At 66.2% G+C, this 19,108-nt stretch carries 18 protein-coding genes and 3 pseudogenes; 11 read left to right on the plus strand and 10 right to left on the minus strand.

What is annotated here, in order from left to right:
* Positions 1-43 precede the first annotated feature (43 nt).
* Entirely contained in the window at positions 44-262 is a 219-nt protein-coding gene (locus FDZ84_RS39690) for a hypothetical protein (protein ID WP_246868622.1), read from the minus strand.
* 695 nt (positions 263-957) lie between these two features.
* Between FDZ84_RS39690 and FDZ84_RS33855 the strand changes: the two genes are divergently transcribed.
* Together FDZ84_RS33855 and FDZ84_RS40270 are read left to right on the plus strand one after the other, a co-directional pair.
* Positions 958-1,761, plus strand: coding sequence for a class I SAM-dependent methyltransferase (locus FDZ84_RS33855; protein ID WP_168589167.1), 804 nt, complete (start codon positions 958-960; stop codon positions 1,759-1,761).
* 443 nt (positions 1,762-2,204) lie between these two features.
* Positions 2,205-2,327: a hypothetical protein gene (locus FDZ84_RS40270; RefSeq protein ID WP_256413591.1), complete on the plus strand. Its 123-nt coding sequence runs from the start codon at positions 2,205-2,207 to the stop codon at positions 2,325-2,327.
* A gap of 131 nt (positions 2,328-2,458) precedes the next feature.
* Here the strand turns inward: FDZ84_RS40270 and FDZ84_RS33860 are convergent, their stop codons facing one another.
* Both FDZ84_RS33860 and FDZ84_RS33865 read right to left on the minus strand, forming a co-directional pair.
* Complete coding sequence (locus tag FDZ84_RS33860) at positions 2,459-2,881, minus strand: hypothetical protein (RefSeq protein WP_168588765.1); 423 nt, start codon at positions 2,879-2,881, stop codon at positions 2,459-2,461.
* A complete protein-coding gene (locus tag FDZ84_RS33865) occupies positions 2,878-3,417 on the minus strand; it encodes a hypothetical protein (protein ID WP_210435288.1) in 540 nt (179 codons plus the stop codon). The genes FDZ84_RS33860 and FDZ84_RS33865 overlap by 4 nt, the downstream gene beginning before the upstream one ends.
* Before the next feature lie 204 nt (positions 3,418-3,621).
* Here FDZ84_RS33865 and FDZ84_RS41285 point away from each other — a divergent pair, with 204 nt between their 5' ends.
* On the plus strand, positions 3,622-3,981 hold the full coding sequence (locus FDZ84_RS41285) for a transposase (protein WP_371812937.1): 360 nt from the start codon (positions 3,622-3,624) through the stop codon (positions 3,979-3,981).
* A gap of 476 nt (positions 3,982-4,457) precedes the next feature.
* On the opposite strand, the pseudogene FDZ84_RS41290 reads toward FDZ84_RS41285, so the two are convergent.
* A pseudogene (locus FDZ84_RS41290) lies at positions 4,458-4,871 on the minus strand (site-specific integrase); the annotation flags it as partial.
* 48 nt (positions 4,872-4,919) lie between these two features.
* Here FDZ84_RS41290 and FDZ84_RS33880 point away from each other — a divergent pair.
* Both FDZ84_RS33880 and FDZ84_RS33885 read left to right on the plus strand, forming a co-directional pair.
* Positions 4,920-5,972, plus strand: coding sequence for a site-specific integrase (locus FDZ84_RS33880; protein WP_168589168.1), 1,053 nt, complete (start codon positions 4,920-4,922; stop codon positions 5,970-5,972).
* Between the two features lie 34 nt (positions 5,973-6,006).
* Positions 6,007-6,615 carry a site-specific integrase gene (locus tag FDZ84_RS33885; protein ID WP_246868623.1) on the plus strand — a complete coding sequence of 203 codons (609 nt, stop codon included), beginning with the start codon at positions 6,007-6,009 and terminating at the stop codon, positions 6,613-6,615.
* A 49-nt stretch (positions 6,616-6,664) separates the two neighbouring features.
* On the opposite strand, the gene FDZ84_RS33890 is transcribed toward FDZ84_RS33885, so the two are convergent.
* The 4 genes from FDZ84_RS33890 to FDZ84_RS33905 are packed head-to-tail and all read right to left on the minus strand — an operon-like array spanning position 6,665 to position 10,894.
* A complete protein-coding gene (locus FDZ84_RS33890; RefSeq protein WP_168589169.1) occupies positions 6,665-7,186 on the minus strand; it encodes a hypothetical protein in 522 nt (173 codons plus the stop codon).
* A 56-nt stretch (positions 7,187-7,242) separates the two neighbouring features.
* On the minus strand, positions 7,243-8,505 hold the full coding sequence (locus FDZ84_RS33895; protein WP_210435291.1) for a tyrosine-type recombinase/integrase: 1,263 nt from the start codon (positions 8,503-8,505) through the stop codon (positions 7,243-7,245).
* Entirely contained in the window at positions 8,466-9,731 is a 1,266-nt protein-coding gene (locus tag FDZ84_RS33900; protein WP_210435292.1) for a hypothetical protein, read from the minus strand. Before FDZ84_RS33900 ends, FDZ84_RS33895 begins: the two co-directional genes overlap by 40 nt.
* The gene (locus FDZ84_RS33905) at positions 9,728-10,894 is read right to left on the minus strand and encodes a tyrosine-type recombinase/integrase (RefSeq protein WP_246868544.1); all 1,167 of its coding nucleotides are present in this window, start codon (positions 10,892-10,894) and stop codon (positions 9,728-9,730) included. Before FDZ84_RS33905 ends, FDZ84_RS33900 begins: the two co-directional genes overlap by 4 nt.
* Positions 10,895-11,029: 135 nt before the next feature.
* Between FDZ84_RS33905 and FDZ84_RS33910 the strand changes: the two genes are divergently transcribed.
* The 5 genes and pseudogenes from FDZ84_RS33910 to FDZ84_RS39695 all read left to right on the plus strand — a co-directional run.
* Complete coding sequence (locus FDZ84_RS33910) at positions 11,030-11,548, plus strand: tyrosine-type recombinase/integrase (RefSeq protein ID WP_256413614.1); 519 nt, start codon at positions 11,030-11,032, stop codon at positions 11,546-11,548.
* Positions 11,545-13,794: a tyrosine-type recombinase/integrase gene (locus FDZ84_RS33915; protein ID WP_210435294.1), complete on the plus strand. Its 2,250-nt coding sequence runs from the start codon at positions 11,545-11,547 to the stop codon at positions 13,792-13,794. The genes FDZ84_RS33910 and FDZ84_RS33915 overlap by 4 nt, the downstream gene beginning before the upstream one ends.
* Positions 13,784-13,996: pseudogene (locus tag FDZ84_RS40275) on the plus strand (DUF6262 family protein); the annotation flags it as partial. The gene FDZ84_RS33915 and the pseudogene FDZ84_RS40275, both read left to right, overlap by 11 nt.
* A gap of 382 nt (positions 13,997-14,378) precedes the next feature.
* The gene (locus tag FDZ84_RS33925) at positions 14,379-15,536 is read left to right on the plus strand and encodes a helix-turn-helix transcriptional regulator (RefSeq protein ID WP_246868624.1); all 1,158 of its coding nucleotides are present in this window, start codon (positions 14,379-14,381) and stop codon (positions 15,534-15,536) included.
* A 506-nt stretch (positions 15,537-16,042) separates the two neighbouring features.
* Positions 16,043-16,305: pseudogene (locus tag FDZ84_RS39695) on the plus strand (ABC transporter permease); the annotation flags it as partial.
* Between the two features lie 43 nt (positions 16,306-16,348).
* Here the strand turns inward: FDZ84_RS39695 and FDZ84_RS33940 are convergent.
* Together FDZ84_RS33940 and FDZ84_RS33945 are read right to left on the minus strand one after the other, a co-directional pair.
* Positions 16,349-17,620 carry a hydantoinase/carbamoylase family amidase gene (locus tag FDZ84_RS33940; protein ID WP_168589171.1) on the minus strand — a complete coding sequence of 424 codons (1,272 nt, stop codon included), beginning with the start codon at positions 17,618-17,620 and terminating at the stop codon, positions 16,349-16,351.
* Positions 17,617-18,750, minus strand: a complete 1,134-nt coding sequence (locus FDZ84_RS33945; RefSeq protein WP_168589172.1) for a diaminopropionate ammonia-lyase — start codon at positions 18,748-18,750, stop codon at positions 17,617-17,619. Before FDZ84_RS33945 ends, FDZ84_RS33940 begins: the two co-directional genes overlap by 4 nt.
* Positions 18,751-18,889: 139 nt before the next feature.
* Between FDZ84_RS33945 and FDZ84_RS33950 the strand changes: the two genes are divergently transcribed.
* The gene (locus FDZ84_RS33950) at positions 18,890-19,105 is read left to right on the plus strand and encodes a hypothetical protein (protein WP_168589173.1); all 216 of its coding nucleotides are present in this window, start codon (positions 18,890-18,892) and stop codon (positions 19,103-19,105) included.
* Positions 19,106-19,108 lie beyond the last annotated feature (3 nt).

Genomic DNA, 19,108 nt, shown 5'->3' on the forward strand with positions numbered 1-19,108 from the left:
CGGTCAGGTTGTGCAGCTCAACCTTGTGCCGCAGCTCCAGGAACTAAAAGTACACCGTGAGAGCGGCCGCGCGACCGGTGCGCGTCGAGGGCTTCGCGTCCCGCAGGACCTTGCCGAAGTAGCTGTCCGCGTCACTGGGCTGCATCTCCCACAACGGCAGGCCGAACCAGTCCCGGATCAGCTCGAGGTGGTTGGTGTCGTTGCGGATCGTGCTGTCGACCAGCCCCGCCGCCGCGCGAGCGAGCACGAACCCTGCGAGCACGTCGGTCTCAAGGTCGGCGAGCTCCTCCTCGGTTGCGGGCGCCCAATGTCACGCAGGTCGCTCACGACGGCCAGCCCCAACCCACACCTCCTCGACTTCACCCAGAATGAAGAATCATCGCGTTAGTGGTGATCACGTCATGGATACTGAGTCCAGTTCAAAGGGGGGTATAACCGAGGTTGCCGGGTCAAAGCTGCTGGTCCAGGGACAACGGACGGGTCGGTGACGGGCTGATCAACTCAGGAACTCGTCGACTGTTGCGTACCCGATGTGTTGGGGCTGCTGCTGGTGATGATCGTGACTGCGGCATCGGTGCAGGATTCCGTTGGTGCGGGGCAGGGTACGACACCGGGTCCGGGAGTCGGCTGACGGTGTGGCTGCGTGAGCTGCAGACAACAGCGTGGTTGCTGAACTGGGTAGCCATGCTACCTGCGTACCCAGTGACCTGCAGCTGATCAAGGGCCGTCACTCGCTACATCTGGTAACCATTGCAAGGCGAAAAAACTGGTCACACGGCGATCTTTGCCTTCAGCGAGCATCCTGGTGCCATCGGCAGCATGGCGCGAACGCGGCAGATCATCGGCCGGGTGCCGCCTGCCACCTGGCCGCTGGGGGACGCACGGTGCGGAGCGGCCAGCTGCTGGATTGAACGCCAGGCCAGATGGCCACTTGTCATGAAGCGAGGAGAACGGTCCGTGCGGTTCGATGCCACTGGAAAGATCTCGCTCGACGAGATCTACACCCAGCCCGATCCACGTGCCTACTTCAACACGCTGCGTGAGCTCGACTACTGCATTCCGCAGCTTGCCAAGCCGTACTTCCAGAAGGTCATCCAGGAATACCGGGAATCCCAGGAGGTTCGCGTGCCGACCATCCTCGACCTCGGCTGTTCCTACGGCATCAACGCGGCTTTGTTGAAATGTGACGCCACGATCGACGAGCTCAATGAGCATTACTGCCGTCCTGATGCCCGTACTGCCGATCGCGACTGGTTGCTGGCCCGCGACCGGAATCTGGTTCGTTCGCGCAGTCAGCTCAAGGACATCCGATTCGTCGGACTCGACAACTCCGAACCGGCCCTCTCATATGCGCTTGCGGCGGGGTTCCTCGACGATGCGGTGCACGCGGATCTGGAAGCGCACGACCCCACCGAACAGCAACGCGCGCGGCTCACCGGAACGGATCTGGTGATTTCGACCGGCTGCATCGGCTACGTCGGCGAACGGACGCTGGCCAGGATCGCCCAGCAGCACCGGCCCTGGATGGCGCACTTCGTGCTGCGGATGTTTCCGATAGAACCGATTGCAGAAGGCCTAGCGGCGTTAGGCTACGACATCGTTCCCGTACCCGGTGTATTCAAACAGCGCCGGTTCGCCTCCGCGCAGGAACAATCGCGAGTGCTGGAGACGTTGTCCGCCGCCAGAGTGGATCCGAGCGGACTGGAAGCCGACGGCTGGCTCTACGCGAAGCTCCATCTCTTCCGACCACGCCACGACTGAGCTCGCGCCTGCCGCAACAACCGACGTGCGTGTACGGCCTGCAGATCCCGTGGTGCGCCGCCGGGTACCCGGTCAGGGAACGAGCGGTGCAGCCGGTTGATTTTTTGGCCCCGGCACGGTTACCCACGTAACCACGCGCAGTCCCTTGTTGTGCAGGGCTGCGATGCGGCCAGTCGATCGACGACATCAGAACTCAGGCAGGACGGGCCAGCGGGCACGATGCGAATTCGCGACACTTTGCGAACGGCGGCCGCTGTGAAAGCTGATGTCGTCGCGTGACCAGCAGCTGGAGCGCTGGGAAAGGCGACTCTACCGTCCTGCTCGGTAGGTGATCGCGTCGGTCACGATCACTCGTCTGGATGACTATCCCGCGCGTCTACCAGGGGGCTCGCATCAGATGCGGTTTTATCGCGTCCTATGCGAGTGACGGAGGGTGGTGGCCGGTGAGGCCGATCGGTGTGGTGCCGGGTGCGGCGAGTCTGCATCTGGTGGACGGGGTGTCGCTGCTGCGGCCGGAGGAGCAGGTTTTCTCGGCGATGCTGTTCCCTGTCAAGTCAGCGTGTTGAGATCTTGAAGCCATGCTCCCCGCCCAACCTGCGGCAGCCGCCATGGTCGGCCCTCGGCGCATGGCCGAGACTGAAATGGAGGCACAAGTCCGAGTCGTCGGAGGTGTGCCCGCAGCAGGCTGCAAGCGCGATCAATCCTCGACGTGGCGCGACCGCCGTCCCCGAATCGGGATGACCTCGGCGCTGGGGTTCGCCAGGGCTTCGCGCAGCTCCTGGTTCTCCAGGGTGAGTTGATTCACCGCCCGGACAAGGGCGGGGACGTCGGCCCGAAGCTGGGCGAGTTCGGCGTTCTTGTTCGCGATCGTCTTCTTCAGTGCGGTGATGGTGGCCCGCAGTCGGCTCTCGACCTCCGAGGGCGCCCCGCGCTCGGCTACCCGCGTGTAGAACTCGGCTTTCAGGTCGGTGTGGCGTTGCGTGAGTGCGTTTCGGGGGACCTCGGCTTCCTGGGCCAGGGCGACGATCGTGAGCGCGCCGTTGGAGTGTTCAGCGGTCCCGGACAGGATGCGGTCCATCGCGGCGCGGATCCGGACTCGCTCGTCGGGCGTGGGGTTCATCCGGCGTCCTCGGTCAGGGTGATGCGGGTGCGGTCGTGGGCGTCGGCGTAGCCCCGAAGCTTGTCGGCGTTGCCGCGCAGCCGCTCGCCCAGCGGACCGGGAACCCGGGCGGCCCGGGTGTCCATGGCAGTAGCGCGCTCGCGGAGCTGAATGGCGTGCTGGTCGGTGCGCACGATATTGCCGCAGCCCGGGACGCAGTGATCCAGACTGGGCGTGTCCTTGACCCCGTCGCGGTGGCAGAGTGCGGTGGAACGCTTGTAGTGGCAGAGAAGTAGCGCGTGCGGGTTGTCGTAGATCATGGCGTCTTCGTTCGCAATCAGCCGCCGTGCAGTGGTGGCGGTGATGACCGTGCCGGCGAAGCGGGGTGCGGTCGCGGCGGCCTTGATCGCCCGGTGGGCGGCCGGACCAGACATGCCTCCACCGGCTTCCAGGTCGTCGTGGAGATCGGCGACGGTGTCAGCGACCGCGCGAGCGGTCTCGATGTCGATCAGGTCCTGGATCCCGCCCCGACTGCGAGCCGCGTAACTACCAGCCACGGCCGTTCGAAGATGTCCATACTGAATGGCCAGCGCGACAAGGCCGTTCGGCCGACGAGCGACGTGCCACGCGAGACTGCGCCGGAACCGGGCGGTCCCGATCGCGCCGTTCGGATCGGGTGCGATGGCCTCGGTGAGGGGCCTCGAAGATCCCGGACAGGGACCCAATAGGGTTACCCTGCAAGGGAATCGAGGGAAGATCTAGTGGCACCACCGAGCAAGTACTCGCCAGAGTTCCGCGAAGAAGCGGTCCAGCTGGCCCTGGAATCCAGCAAATCCGTAGCCGATGTCGCGCGGTCGCTCGGCATGCATCCCGAGACGCTGCGTACGTGGGTACGTCGGCATGAGCGCGACACTTGGAACGGCATCCCCTGCTCGTTCAGCCAGAGCCAGAGTGGTTCGAGTCCGCGCGGGCCTTCGGTGAACAGCTTCATCCGCTCCCGCACCGTCAGCTCGTCCAAGACCCGCTCGCCGACCACACCATCCTGGTCGCGCCAGCGGACCGTCGGGGTGCGCCCCCTGGTGACCGCGGTGACCACCCGCAGACCGGGGATCTGGTCGTAGCGGCCCTTGCGTTGGGCCTGACGGATGGCCAAGACCCTCGTGGAGTCCACGTAGGACTCGATCTCGCCGACCGCGTCAGCGGACATGTAGAAGGTGCGGCGTTTCTTCGAGCGCGTGACCTCGGCTGCCACGATTCCCCGGTAGTAGCGGCCGCCATCCAGTCGCGACGTCGGTACCTCGAATGTCAGCAGCGATCCGCCCTCCGCCCGGCGTAGTCCGGAGCTGGTCAGCAACCGCACGAAGGCCACGTTGCGGTCCTCCACGCGCCCTACCCATCCAGGCTCGGGAACGCCGTCACGGGTGTGACCGCGCAGGCCGATGTCGATCCACCGCCGCCACGTCCGGGGTGTCAGCCAGTGCACGTTGCTGGACTTGGAGTCCTTGGCCCGCGCCGCCGGCACCGTGAGTACGTCGCCCTCGCGGCCGACGACCTGCTTCATCGCCACCGGATTCCGCCGCACATGGCCCTTCTCAACAGCCCACCGATACAGACTGGCGAACGCGGCCAACTCCCGATCCCACTTGGTACCGCCGATCCGCCCAGGATTGGCCTCAGCGAACCGCCGCCAGTGCTCGAAGTCCTCCAGATCCCGAGCTACCGCGTCGGACCACCCCCGGCCACGCTGCGACAGGAAGGTCAGCAGCAGCGCGATGTCGGTTGCGTAGTTCCGCCGCGTCTCCGCGGTGTACCGGCGGAACGTCGTCGACTGCCCGTACAGACCCAGCACCGGGTCCACCGTGTAGTCCGGAGCCAAAAAGATCGGATCTCCTGCCCGGATCCCTACCTCATTCTCACGAGCCGGGAGATCCTCCCACCCGGCCAACACCCTGCGCCGTACCCCGCTCCGGACCTCGTCCTGCGGCACCCAGAACACCCGCCAACTCGCCATGCTTCGGTTCCCTCTCGACGTGCATCAACACGCACATCTAATAGGGAAATGCTCGCCGGGTTCGCCAACCAACAGCTCGCGAGGAACCTGGCCCGGTCGACTGTCGAGGGGCGGGAGAACACGGTGAAGGCGTTCGCCGACTACGTGAACGCATTCCCGTGGCAGTGGTCGGCGGCGATGGTCGACGAGTGGCTTGGTGATCTGCGGTCGCTGCGGGATCTGAAGCACTCGACGATCCGGTCGTATTCCGAGGCGGTGCGGGCGTTCTGCCACTTCATCACCGACCCGGCTTACGAGTGGTCGACGACGTGCGAGCAACGGTTCGGCACGCACCCGATCCAGGTCGTGCACGAGTGGAACACCGCGGCACACGTCCAGGCCGGTGAGGCCGATCCGAAGAAGCGGGCGTTCACCAAGAAGGAGCTGCACGACTTCTTCGCGCACTGCGATGACCAGGTCGCCCGGATCCGGGCGTTCGGGCGGAAGGGCTGGTTGCCGGCGTTCCGTGACGCGACGCTGTTCAAGACCGCCTACGCTTTCGGCCTGCGGCGCAACGAAACCCGGATGCTTGATGCTGCTGACTTCGGCCGCAACGTCGCCGGGTCCGAGTTCGGTGAGTACGGGTTGTGCCGGGTCCGGTTCGGCAAAGCGAAGAAGGGCTCACCGCCCAAGCAGCGCAGTGTGATGACCGTCTGGGACTGGACCCGCGACATCCTGGAGGAGTGGTTCACCGAGATCCGGCCGTTGTTCGGTGCAGATGACAACCCGGCGGCCTGGCCGTCGGAGCGCGGGCTGCGCGTGGGATGTCAGCGGCTCAACTCCCGGTTCATCGTCTACCGCAAGGAACTTGGGCTCGATGATGCGGTCGATTTCCATTCGCTGCGAAGGTCGTATGTCACGCATCTGATCGAGGCGGGCTGGGATCCACGGTTCGTGCAGGTTCTCTTGAGTCCGATAGAGGGTGTCCGCGACGTGCACCACGCGGCCGGGACCGGTGGGAATCTGCGTGGTGGAGGTGGTTATCTGCGGCCGTCCATCACGCAGATACCCCGGAGGTTCGATGCTTGTGCAGCGGGTGCTGATGCCCGTTTCATCGTTTGAGTCCTGGACGGTCCTCGGCGATAGCGGGAGGCCGGTGGAGCCGATCGAGCGCTACCTGGCCTACCTCACCGATATTGAGCGGTCCCCGAACACGGTCAAGGCGTACGCCCATGACTTGAAGGACTGGTTCGAGTTCGTCGACACGCGAGGGTTGGACTGGCGCGAGGTCCGTCTGGAAGATCTCGGCGAGTTCGTCGCCTGGCTGCGGCTGCCGCCAGTTGGCCGGGGCGGCGGGGTGGCGATGCTGCCCTCAGCCGAGCACCACTGCTCGACCGGCACCGTCAACAGGAAGCTCTCTGCCATCGGTGGGCTCTACACGTTCCATGCTCGACATGGGGTCGACCTTGGCGACCTGGTCACCGAACTGCAACCGGCGCGTCGACGGCGCTCGGGGTGGAAGCCGTTCCTGCATCACCTCAGCGACGGTGGGCCGGAACGGCGCCGCACCATCAAGCTCAAGAGCCCGCGCAAGCATCCGACTATCCTGACCGCCAAACAAGTCCAGGCGATCCTTGACGCCTGTACCCGCTTGCGGGACCGACTGCTGTGGGCTCTGTTGTGGGACACCGGGCTTTTCTCCGCGGGTCCGCCCTGTGGTGGAGGTCGTTTCCTCGCGTTTGCGCAGCTCAGAGGCCGATGGTGATGATGTTATTGGTGAGACAGGTGTGGTGCAAGTGGCTGCTGGGGGTTGTTCACCTGTTGGTGTTGGGGGCGTTGAGGCGGGTCATGAGTTCGCGGTTGGCGGTGCGGGCGGCTTCGAGGTCCTCGTCGCGTTCGGCGAGTTGCAGGCGTAGGTCGACGACCTGTTGTTCGAGGTGGGTGATCTGCTGGTGGAGGGCGTCGATGTCGGTTGGGGTGCCGAGTCCGGATTCGCGCCAGGCCTGCTGCCCGAGGGCCTCGGAGAGCCGCTTCTCGAAGTGTTGAATTCGTGTGTAGAGGCGGGCGGCGCGTTCGTGCGCGGCGAGCAGATCGGTCTGCAGCGAGGCCCGGGTGACCGCTGGCCCGGTGCCCTTGTCGGCGGCAGGTGGCTCGGCGTCGGCGGCGTGGATCTTCTCCAGCAGGTCACGGTGTCGGTAGAGAAAACTGCGATCGACGCCCGCGGCGCGGGCGATGGCGGATGCGCCGAGCTCGGAGCCCTCGGCGACGGCGCGGTCGAGGGCGGCCAGGACGCGTTGTCGACAACGTGCGGTGTCGGCGTGACGACCATCGCGCATCGCTTGGGTCCTCCTGTTTGCCGGCATGGTGTTGACTGGCTGGCTCGTCGTGGCGGTCATGCGGTGGCCTCCGCGGTGGTAGTCGGCGCCGGGACTGCGGCGGTCCGGACGGTGGGCATGCCGAGGGGAACGGCGTGCGCGGCGCGGTGACGGCGCACCACCGCGACCGCGTCGTCGATGCGGGCTTGCTCGGTCTGGTCCAGGTCGGCGAGGTCACTCTTGATGCGGTTGATCAGCTGCCGGACCCGGGTGATTTCCTCTTGCGTGGGGGTGGCGTCGAGGCGGGCCCACTCGTCGACCCCGTCGACGGTGGCGGGCAACCGCTCACGGGTGTGCAACAGATCGTCGAGGTAGGCCTGTAGGTCGGGCAGGTGCGCAACCGTTGTCCGGAAGTGGGAACAGCCAACACATCGAAAGCGCACCGGGCAGGCTCCGCCCCCGGCCTGCACGTTGGATGGTTCGCTGCAGGCCCCGTAGGGCACGGCAACTTCCCCGATCGCGTAGCGAGCATGTTCAGAGTCCAAAAAGGACCGCGCGTCACGCCAGATCCGGTTGCCGTGCCGGTCGAAGCTGAGCGCGGTGACCGCGTCAACGGCGGCGCGGCGCCGATCTTCCCCGATGCGGTAGTAACGCCGAGTCGCGCCCCAGTCCCGATGATCAAGTAGCTCCGCCAGCACGTCGATCGGCACCCCTGCATCGGCATGGCGCTGGGCATAGGAATGCCGCCAGGCATATGGGGTGATCTTGGTCTTGTCGAACTCGGCGCCCTCGCGGGTGCGCAGCATCGGCAGCGCATCAACCCACTCGCGGTGGCGGTTGTCCAGCATGTCGATGCTGATCGCCGTGCGCCCGTCGGGATTACGGCGTGGTGAGGGCAACAGCACCAGCCGGGCCGGTGGGATAGAGGGGAAGCGGGCCCGAACCCGGTCTTGCTGCTCGGTGATCACCGCGGCGGTGGCCTGGCTGATCGGCAGACGCCGGCCCAGCCGGTCGGCCTTATGGTTGTCATAGACCAATACGGGGCCACCGTCCTTATCGCGGTCCAGGCAGTCCAGCGGCAGGCCGAGGATGTCTTCGGGCCTGCGTCCGGTGTCGATACCGAGCTGGGCGGCAACCCTGGCATCGACGGGCTCGAGGTTGGCGAGGTTGGCGCACAACGTGGCCATGATCTCCGGCGGCAGGTCCCGGCCGGGCTCACCCCGCTCGGGTTCGGCCGGGATGTCACTACGCCCGAGGGCGAAATCGCCGGGCAGCCCCGCCGCGGGCTGACCGGGCCGAGTCAGGCCCAGGGCGCGAATCCCGGCCAGGACCGCCCGCACGTCGCGGCAGAGGCAGTTCCGGCGGTAGCGGCTGATCTGATCGCTGGATTCAGGTAGGCCAGCCGATTGAGGAACCCCTCGACGTCCCGGCGGCCCAGCGCGGCAGGATCGCCCCCACGGTCCGATCGGCAGCCGAGATACTCCGACAGCAGCCTCAGCGCGTTGACCTTGCTGCGGACCCGGGCGGCGCCGCGGCCACGGTGACGGGGCAGTTGCTCGGCCGCCCACCGCTTGACGGCCCGGCGCAGCCACGGCTGCCCGATCCCGAGGAACGACAGGGTTCCGCGGTGACCGAAGATCGCCAAATCCCAGACATCCTTGCCCTGTTCGACACCGGGGTCGGCCAGCGCGCGACGAACATGCTGGGTCAGCGCGGTGAGCAACACCCGAACCGGCTTATCGCGGACAACCTCACCGTTCTCGATCGAGCCGACCTGTTGACGGCGCAGCGTGTCGCAGAGCACCCGCAAACTCCCCTGCGGGATCTGCGCCCCGCCACGGACACGCTGCTGGATGCCGAACAGCACCTCCACGACCACCCGCACCGGCAGCGCTCGCAGGTTCACTTGCCCAGGCTCGGCCACACCCGATTCGATGGCCTGCCACACCCGCTGATCCAGCTCGGGGTCGCTTCCCTGGGCCGCGCGCCAGCGCTGATAGTGGGTATTGCAGTAGCCGCACGCACCGTCCGCCGCCCGGGTGCACGCCGCCACCTGGCACGGCCGCATCGGCGGGAAAGGTCGCACCCGCGGATCGGCCAGGAACTCCTCCAGCGACCTCCGCGGCCGCCGGACACGGAACTTCTTGGCATGCGGTTCGCACAACACCGCATGCCGCATCGTCGGCACGCACTGGCATCCCGGCACCGCGCAACGCTCCGCCCGCGCAGGCTCTCCCGGCAGCTGCGCAGCAGCAGCGATCTCCTCGGCGCTCATCCCCAGCCCGGTCAACCGAGTGGAACAGCGGTGACACACCACGCGGAACCTGCTGTGGGCGGTGCCCTCACACCCCTGCGCCCGGCAGACCCGCCGACCCAGCAGCCGATGCTCCGCGGGTGGAGACAACACCTGCATTGCCGGATCCCACCCCGCCTCATCCAGGAAGTCGCGCTCCACCATCGAGGCCAGGCGCGCCGCCGGGCCGTCCAGCCCGACCCCACCCAGCACGTGCGGGAACTCGCACGCATCCCCGGCGACCGCGACGGCGCGCGCCACGGCGGTGCTCACTGGCCCACCCCCGTCTGCTCGCGTGGGCTGGGCACTGCGTCCACCGCAGCCCGCAGCCGGGAGGGGTCAGGATGCACGTACACACTCGACGAGGAGACCGCAGCGTGCCCCAACACCTCGGCGACCACGTCGATCCCGGCGCCGGCATCCGCGATATTGCTGCCGGCGGCATGCCGCAGCTGGTGCGCGCGGACCGGCCCGTCGAGCCCCGCCCGGCGGGAGGCCGCCGCCATCAGCTCCCCGACCGCGTCAGGACGCATCGGCACGCCGATCTGGCCACGGAAGATGTTGACCAGCACGAAGTCGCTGCCCCGGGCTGCCGGCACCTTCATGCGTTCGAACTCGTAGGTGTCAAAGGCTTGCACCACAAGGAAATCCAGCGGCACCGTCCGTTGTCGGCGGGACTTCGCCCATGCCCCGTTCGGATTGTCCTCCCGGCGCACCACGTGCAGATGCGACCGGGTCACCTCGCACCCCAGTGCACGCGAGTCCATCAGCAAGTGGACATCGCTGCGGCGCAGCCCGCACACCTCCCCACGGCGCAGCCCTGCCCGAGCCATCAACAACACGATCAGCCGGTCCCGCGCCGAGCGGCACGCCCGCAACAGCGCGACAATCTCGGCGTCACTGGCCCGATCGACTGTGGTTTCCGGCTCCCGCAGCCGATGCCGCGCTCGCAGCCGCCACGCCATCCGCCCTTCGGCATCCCGAGCGGCCTCCGGCAGATCACGGTCGTCGGCCACCTCATAGAGCAGCGACACCAAACCAGCCGAGGCCTGCCCGGCGGCGACCGCGTGCACCACCAAGCCCCGCACCGCGGTCAGGATCGCGTTGATCCGTGACGGGGACCGCGCCGGCGCGGCGCCAGGACCCGCGAACACCACCCCACCGCTACCGGACGCCTCGGCGCTCGAGGTGTCCGGCCCGGCATGAGCCAGCCAGGTCATGAACAACGCCATGTGTTCGATACCGGCCTGCCAGGACCGCCCAGTGCGGGCACACCACCGCAGGAACAACGCGATCGCATGCGCATACGCCTTCGTCGTGGACTCCGCCCCGTCGCGACCGAACCGCTGCTGCCGCAGAAAGTCATCGGCGACGGCCACCACCTGCAGATCCTCATCCAGCACCGTCCAATACCGCTGGCCGGACGGCAATCTCACCGGGAATGCCCGCATGCGTTTCTCACTCTCAAGTGGACAGTTACGTGAACGACTACCAGCCACGAGCACCACACCCCCGGAGAACCACCGCACCACCGACAAGATCACCCGGTTCGGGCGACGTCATGCAACGGGTTGGGAACCCCTGGAGAAGGGATCCGGATCGGTGAGGCATTGGGCCTACGGCACGAGGACCTGGCCGCCGCCGAGGGCGAGCTGACGGTCATGCCTCGGGACAACGACAACCGAGCACGGGCCAAGTCGGCGACACCGCGCACCATCCCGGTCAGTCCGGAAGTCATCCGGCTCTATGCCGACTACCTGCATGAGGAGTACGGCGACCTCGACTCCGACTACGTGTTCGTCAACCTCTGGGGCCAACCACTCGGGCGCCCGTGGGCCTACCCGGCGGTTTACGACCTGGTGCAACGCCTGCGCCGTGTCACCGGCGTCGACTTCGATCCGCACTGGTACCGGCACACCTACGCCACTCGCCTGCTCCGCAAGGGCACCCCGATTGAAGTGGTCAGCACGTTGCTCGGGCATTCCTCGATTGCGACCACATTGGACATTTACGGGCATCTCACCGTTGAGGACGCCCGCCGGGCGCTTGAGGCCGCCGGCTTCCTGACCGGAAACGAGGTGCGCTGGTGAGTGACCAGAACTATACGGCCGCCGTGCCTGCCCGGAACGGTCTGCTGGCGAAGCTCATGGCGGAGGTGCGTCCCGAATTCCGAGTGGACATGTTCGTTCCCGAACGCGGCGCTCTGATCTTCAACAACGACGCCTGCCGGGTTACCAGCTGCATCGGCCAACCACGCACCCGTGGCCTTTGCCGGGCCCACTATCGGCAGTGGATCCAGCAGGATAAACCCGACATCGCTGTGTTCGCGTCCACCGCACTGCCGGAGTTGGCGGGACGCAAAAACTTGACCGCGTGCGAAGTCCCGGGCTGCTGTTACGGCACTGCGCGACAGGGCTTGTGCGTGCGCCACCACGGGTTCTGGGAGCGAGCGGGTAAGCCGGACCGTGCGGGATGGGTGGCCAGTCTGGCAGTCGTCGAGCACGACGGCCAGGACGTCTGCCGGCTGTCGTTCTGCACGCTGTGGACCCAAGGCACTTCGCCGTTCTGCCTCAATCACAAGTCGCGCTGGTATGCGGTGGGCCAACCCGACATCGACGAGTTCGTGGCCGCCTGCGAATCGCGGGGAGACGACAGGTTCGACTTCCGACCGTTGGACGACGCACGACAACTCAAGCTGGAGCTGCAGTACGCGCTACAGTGCCGTCACGACGAGCGCCAGATCAACACCGGAAGCTGGACGGTCAACGTCGTCGTGCACGTCGTCGCCGCCAGCGGGGTGACCTCGCTGCTGGATTGGCCGATGCCACGCTGGGCCGAATACTTCGCCGACCACCGAGGGCCCAGCCACGACCGGAACGGCCAACGCGCCTTCCTCCGCTACGCCCACGAACATATCGAGGATCTCGTTTGCGGGACCGGATGGGAAGCCGAATTCCCCCGGGATGTCTGGGAACTGCGCCGATTGGGCATCGAGGGCCGCAAGCGACTGAGATTCGACAGTATCCCGCAACTTTGGCTACGGGAGCTGGCCAAGCGGTTCACGCGATGGCGGTTGAGCATCGGACGCAGCCCCAACCAGGCGTTCATCGACGTCCAAGCGATCACACGACTTGCCCGGTTCCTGGCCTCGCCCTCGGTCGACGCCACGAGCCTGGCCGGCCTGGACCGCGCGATGCTGGAACGCTACCTCGCTGACCTGGCTACTGACCCGCGAGCGCTGCACTCGCGCAGCCGGGACATCAGCTCGCTGGGTGCGTTTCTGGAGGCGATCCGTCGGCACGAGTGGAACCACGACCTGCCCGCCAACGCGGCGTTCTATCCCGACGACTTCCCCAAGCCAGAGAAACGCCTCCCTCGGGGCCTGGCCGAGCACGTCATGTCCCAGGTCGAGCAGTCGGACAACCTCGACCGATGGCACAACCCCGAGGGGCGCCTGCTCACCATCATCCTGATGCGCTGCGGCCTGCGCGTCGGTGACGCGAGCCAGATCGCATTCGACTGCCTGGTCCGCGACGGCGACGACGCGCCCTACCTGCGCTATGCCAACCGCAAGATGAAACGGGAAGCCCTCGTCCCGATCGACGAGGAAGTCGAACAAGCCATCACCGAGCAACAACGGCGGATCCTGGAACGCTGGCCTGACGGCAGTCCCTGGCTGTTCCCGGCTCCTCGAATGAACCCCGACGGCCGCAAGCCCCTGACCACGCACTCCTACCGCGGCCAACTCAACGACTGGCTGAGTCGCTGCGATGTCCGAGACGAGTACGGCCGACCCGTGCACCTCACTCCGCACCAATGGCGGCACACCTTCGGCACCCGTCTGATCAACCGCGACGTCCCCCAAGAAGTCGTCCGAGTCCTGCTTGACCACGTCAGCGGCGAGATGACGGCGCACTATGCCCGGCTGCACGACACCACCGTCCGGCGGCACTGGGAGAACGCCCGCAAGGTCAATACCAAGGGCGAGACCATCACCATCGACCCCGACGGGCCACTGGCCGAGGCGAACTGGGCCAAGCAACGACTCGGCCGCGCCACCCAAGCCCTGCCCAACGGCTTCTGCGGCCTTCCCGCGGTGAAAACCTGCCCACACGCGAATGCTTGTTTGACATGCCCGATGTTCATCACGACCCCGGAATTCCTGCCACAGCACCGCGAACACCGCCAACAAGTGCTGCAGATCATCACCGCCGCCGAGGCCCGCGGCCAACAGCGGCTGGCCGAGATGAACCATCAGGTCCTGGGCAACCTCGACAACATCATCACCGCGCTGGAAGCCGACACCGACGGAACCGAGGCCGCCGATGCGTGCTGACAACTCCCGCCACATCATCGCCGCCGCCCAGCAACGCCACGAGCTGACCCGAGCCAAAGCGATCCAAGCCCTTCGCAAACTCGACGCCGAGGGCAGACCCGTCACCTTCGAAGCGGTCGCTCAAGCGGCGGCGGTCTCCCGATCCTGGCTTTACGCCGAACCTGATGTCCGCGCCGAGATCGAGCGCCTCCGCGCCGCACACCGCCGAGCTCCTGCAACGCAGGTGCCCGCCCGGCAGCGATCGTCGGACGCCTCGTTGTTGCGGAGGCTGGAAACCGCCACACAACGAAACGGCGTCGGCGCGAGCCGACCACCGCGATCCCGGTCCGGTAACGATCAGCTCATGCTGAAAGGCCACGAACATGCATGCACCCGATACGTCAAGAACAACGTCCACAAAGGAACACCGCAGGTCACGGCTCCGAGGGAGCAGACGGCTCAAGATAATGCAGGAGCAGGTTGGCCACGAGCACGCAAGCACACTTTCATATATACCTGCGTTTCCTCGGACTTCCGCCGACGCACCCTGCGCCGCCACCTCGACGCCACGATCGCCGAGGCGCTGCCGGACAGGAGAACCAGGCATGAAATGGAAGATCGGCTATTCCTGGCGGCTGCGGGAAGTGATGGCCACCCGCAAGATCTTCACCGCCACCGAACTCGTTCCCCTGCTGAAAGAACGCGGCATCGACCTGTCCGCCTCCCAGGTCCACCGCCTAGTCTCCGGCACCCCGGAACGCCTGTCGTTGCAGGTGCTGTCCGCGTTCTGCGACATCCTCGGCTGCACCCCGGCCGACCTGATCACCACCACTGCCGAGAACCGCCGGCGTCCGCAAGACCGCCACCGACGACCGCCCGGCGCCGCCTGCGGCCGTCGCCAAGCTACGGCCCCGAGCAGCCCGAATCCTCCCGAACGAATGAGCCGCACCTATGCCACCGACGAACAGTACGAACGGTGGTTCAAGAAGACGTGCGCACGCTGCGGAAACCGGCACTTCGCCAGCGGTTGGTGGCCAGACGGGCCGGTCTGCCGCACCTGCCACGATCGAGCGCTGCTGGTCCGCGGAACCTGCCCACGCTGCGGACATCACCGAGTCCTTGCCGGCGTCGCGCCCGACGGACAGCCGATCTGCACCGATTGCGCTGGATTCCGCACGTCCTACCGCTGCCGGCGCTGCGGCCACGAGGGCAAGCTGCACGCTCGCAAGCTCTGCACCCGCTGCACCTTCGCCGATCAGCTGACCGAACTGCTCGGCGATGACACCGGCCAAATCCTTCCCGAGCTGGCCCCGTTGTTCGAGGTGCTGGTGGGGATGGACAACCCGCTCACCGGGCTGACATGGCTCTACCGGCCGCACGTACCCCGGTTCCTGCGTGGACTGGTCACAGGAGAGATTCCGTTGTCACACAAGGCATTCGACACGCTACAACCGTGGCGGGCTGCCGCGTATCTGCGCGAGATCCTCATGGGCTGCGGCCTGCTGCCCGCAGTTGACAAGCAGCTGTTGCTGTTCGATCGCTGGCTGGCCGAACACCTCAGCGCGATCGACGACCAAGCACACCGACCCGTCGTCCAGCAATTCGCGACCTGGAAGGTCCTCCCCTGGTTGCGGACCCGCGCCGAGCGTGGCCCCCTGTCACCGAGCACCCGGCGCAACGCCGGCGCCCAGATCATGCGCGCTACCTACCTGGCTGGCCGAGCACAACCAGGCACTGCCGAACTGCACCCAGGCCGCGCTTGACCGCTGGCACGCCACTCACCTTGGCCACCAACGCAATAGTGCCAAGAACTTCTTCACCTGGGCCATGCGAGCACGCCACCCGGCGGATCCGGACACTGGGCGCCACCGCACACTCCACAGCCTCCTGGTGACACAAGCTACCAGGAATCTCGTCATGGACCTCGAAGACGCAGGCTGCCGAGCACGGTTCCTCATCCGGAACCGCGACGGCAAATTCCCTGCCCTGTTCGATACGGTCTGTCGGATACCTGGATCGAGATCGTGCTCAGCGGCGTCCAGATGCCGAGGATGAACTCAATCATGGAGAGATGGGTGCAGACCCGCCGACGGGAGCTTCTGGATCGCGCCTTGATCTGGAACCAGCGTCACCTGCTCCACGTCCCAACAACCGCCCGCTGAACCCCTTACTCCCTTACCCACGCCTACCGCAGATCCCGACAAGATCGCTCGCCTGAACATACGCCGACGCGATCGCCTCCGCGGCATCCTCCACGCGAGCATGCCGCATGACGTGCACGGATGAGGTTCTCGGCAAAGGCACCGGCACCGCACTCGGTTTGCTGTACTCGCAACTGTTCGGCAACCCTCTCGAGGTGCACCTGCCGTACCTGGCGGTGGGCTTCATCATCTGGGGCTTCATCGGCAACTGCATCAACGAGGGCGCCGAGGTCTTCATCTCGAACGAGGGCCTGATCAAGCAGCTCCCGGCCCGGTCTCGATCCACGTGCTCCGGTTGTTGTGGCGGCAGGTGCTCTTCTTCGCGCACAACACATTTTCCCTACGAATCAATAACATTGAGCCCCATGTCCTCCTCAGTCGGTGGTATTCGCCAGCTCGATCACGGCCTGGAGCAGCACGTTGATGCCGTCCGCGCACGCTTCCGGGGTGGAGTACTCACGTGGGTTGTGGCTGATCCCGTCGTAGAGCCCAGGTACGAAGATCATTCCGGCTGGGCTGAGCGCGGCGATCTCGCCGGCGTCGTGACCAGCGCCCGACGTGATGTGATCACAGGTCAGCCCAAGGTGGGTCGCCTGCTTCTCGACTAGATCCCGCATCTGCTCGGGGAAGTCCACCGGGGGTGTCTGGGCTGTGGTGCGCGAGGTGATCTTGACACCGGTGACCTTCTCGACCTCCGCAAGGTAGGCATGCAGGTCGTCGATCGAGCGCTGCATCGCTTCGCCGTCGTGGTTACGCAGATCGACGGTGATCAACACGTTCGCGGGGACGATGTTGATCAGGTTCGGGTAGTTGTCCTGCCGCCCGACAGTGGCGAGCATCTGCCCATAGTCGCCCGACTCCACCATGTCGTTGAGGTGCACGTTGATCATAGCTGCGGCTAGGCCGGCGTTCTTGCGCAGGCGTTGCGGCGTCGCACCCGCGTGCGCCGCCCGCCCAGTGATCGTCAACTCAAGCCAGGTAATCGCCTGCACACCGCGCACCACGCCGACCTGCATGCGGCCCTCGGCAAGGATCGGCCCTTGCTCGATGTGGCACTCTAGATAGGCGTACGGCGGGTGAATCGGCACCTTCACATCGCCGACCAGTGCGTGCCGGTCCAACTCGGCGCCGACGCTGATGCCGTTCCTGTCAACCTGCGCACGGGCATCGGCGAGCTGGATCCGGCCCGCCGCAACGGCACTGCCGAGCATGTCGGTGCCGAAGCGAACCCCCTCTTCTTCGGTGAAGATGGCCACCTCGACGGAACGCTTGGTGAAAATGTTGTTGTCGTTTAGCGTCCGCACCACCTCCAGCCCGCCGAGGACACCGAGGCAACCGTCGAAACGCCCGGCCGTCGCCACGCTATCGATGTGGGAGCCAACGAGCACAGGGGCCAACGAGTTGTCCTCGCCCTCCCTGCGGGCGTAGACGTTGCCGATCTGATCGCGACGCAGCGTCAGGCCCGCATTCCGCATCCAGCCCATGACCAGCTCGCGTCCGGCAACGTCCTCGTCGGTGAGCGCGAGTCGGCACACGCCTTGCAGATCGGTGTCCTGATCGTGATAGGCACCGACCTCGCCGAGCGCGATGAGCGAGTCCCACAGGCGGCCCTTGTCGATGCGCACGCACGCGGTGTCGTTGGTCATTTCTGCCCCTGTTCGGTGAGTTGCGCACCGGTGATGCGGTTGAAAGCGGGCACGTTCGTCGGGCCCTCGGTGGAGATCAGCAGGATGTCGTCCTCGGTGCCGAGTCCGAGCGCGGCGGCGTGTTCGAGCAGCCCGGCGAGTCCGGCCGCACCGCTCTCGCCGGAGAAGACGCCGTCGGCATACAGCAGCCGCACCGCCTCTTCGGCGGCGCTGTCGGTCACCGTGACGAACGCGTCGAAGCCGCGCGACACGTCCGGCCAAGCGATCATAGAAGGGGTGCCGCAGTTGAGGCCAGCCATGATGGACCGCTGTGGCCCGGGGATGGTGACGACCTCGCCTGCCTCGATGCTGGCCGCCATGCAGTCGGCGTCGGTCGGCTCGACCCCGATCAGGCGGGTGTGCTCGCTACCGGCGAATCCTCTGACCACCGCAGCTGCGAACGCGCCGACGCCGATCTGGGCGGGCACCACGGTGGGGCGCGGTACGGTGCTCGACTCGATCTCCTGCAGGATCTCGTTGATCATCGTGGAGTAGCCGTCGATGACCCAGCCTGGCGGATCGACGTATCCGCCCCATGAGGTGTCCGACACTACAAAGTTGTTCTCGTCCGCGAGGTCGGCGCTGCGCTGAATTGCGTCGTCGTACCCGCCGTCCACGATTTCGATCTCCGCACCCTCCGAGACGATGGCGTCGATGCGCGGCTGGACCATGTCGTCGGGCACCAGAATGTGCGCGCCGATGCCGAGCAGCGCGGCCATCCTGGCCACGGCCCGACCGTGGTTTCCGTCGGTGGCGGCGATCAGCCGCAGTCCGGGGCGGGTGGCCAACCGTCGCTTGAGTTCGGGCAGGCCGATCCCCGCATCGACGGGGAGTCCCAAGGCCCGCAGGATGGTCCGGTATGTGGCCCACGACGCGCCAAGGACCTTGAACGAGGGCATGTTCATCCGGCCGGACTCGTCCTTGACGTGGACGGACCGCACACCGAGCTTTGCCGCGATGCCCGGGGCCGTGGTGATCCGCGTGGGTTGATAACCCGGCATTGACCGGTGGAACGCCTGGCTTTCGTCGACAAGGGACTTGACAGCCCTCCTGTCTACGAGTGGGTTCTGGATGACGCGGGGTTGCGGCATGTGCTCCTCCATTGCGCGGTTGCCCTGCAAGGCAACTTAAAGATTTGTAGGACAACCGTCAAGTTACTTGATACGACGTTTGCCTGTTACTCTGCGTTACAGACCAGCTGAAAAACCCTGTCACCACGGAAGGCGGTCGATGGTTCCGGATCTCGCCGAGTACTCCGACTGCACGCTGACTTCGGTGTCGGCCGTCGGCGACGTGCTCAAGCGACTCCGCTGCCCGGCAGGCACGCCACTGCTCCAGCTCAGCGAGCTGACTCGGGACACCGTGGGCAAGATCATCAACCGCAGTGAAGCGTGGCTGCTGCCCGATTCGTTCACCTTCCAGCTGCGTCGCCGCCGCGAGAGTTGAGCA

The sequence above is a fragment of the Saccharopolyspora sp. ASAGF58 genome, from assembly GCF_012277335.1.
Taxonomy (GTDB): domain Bacteria; phylum Actinomycetota; class Actinomycetes; order Mycobacteriales; family Pseudonocardiaceae; genus Saccharopolyspora; species Saccharopolyspora hattusasensis.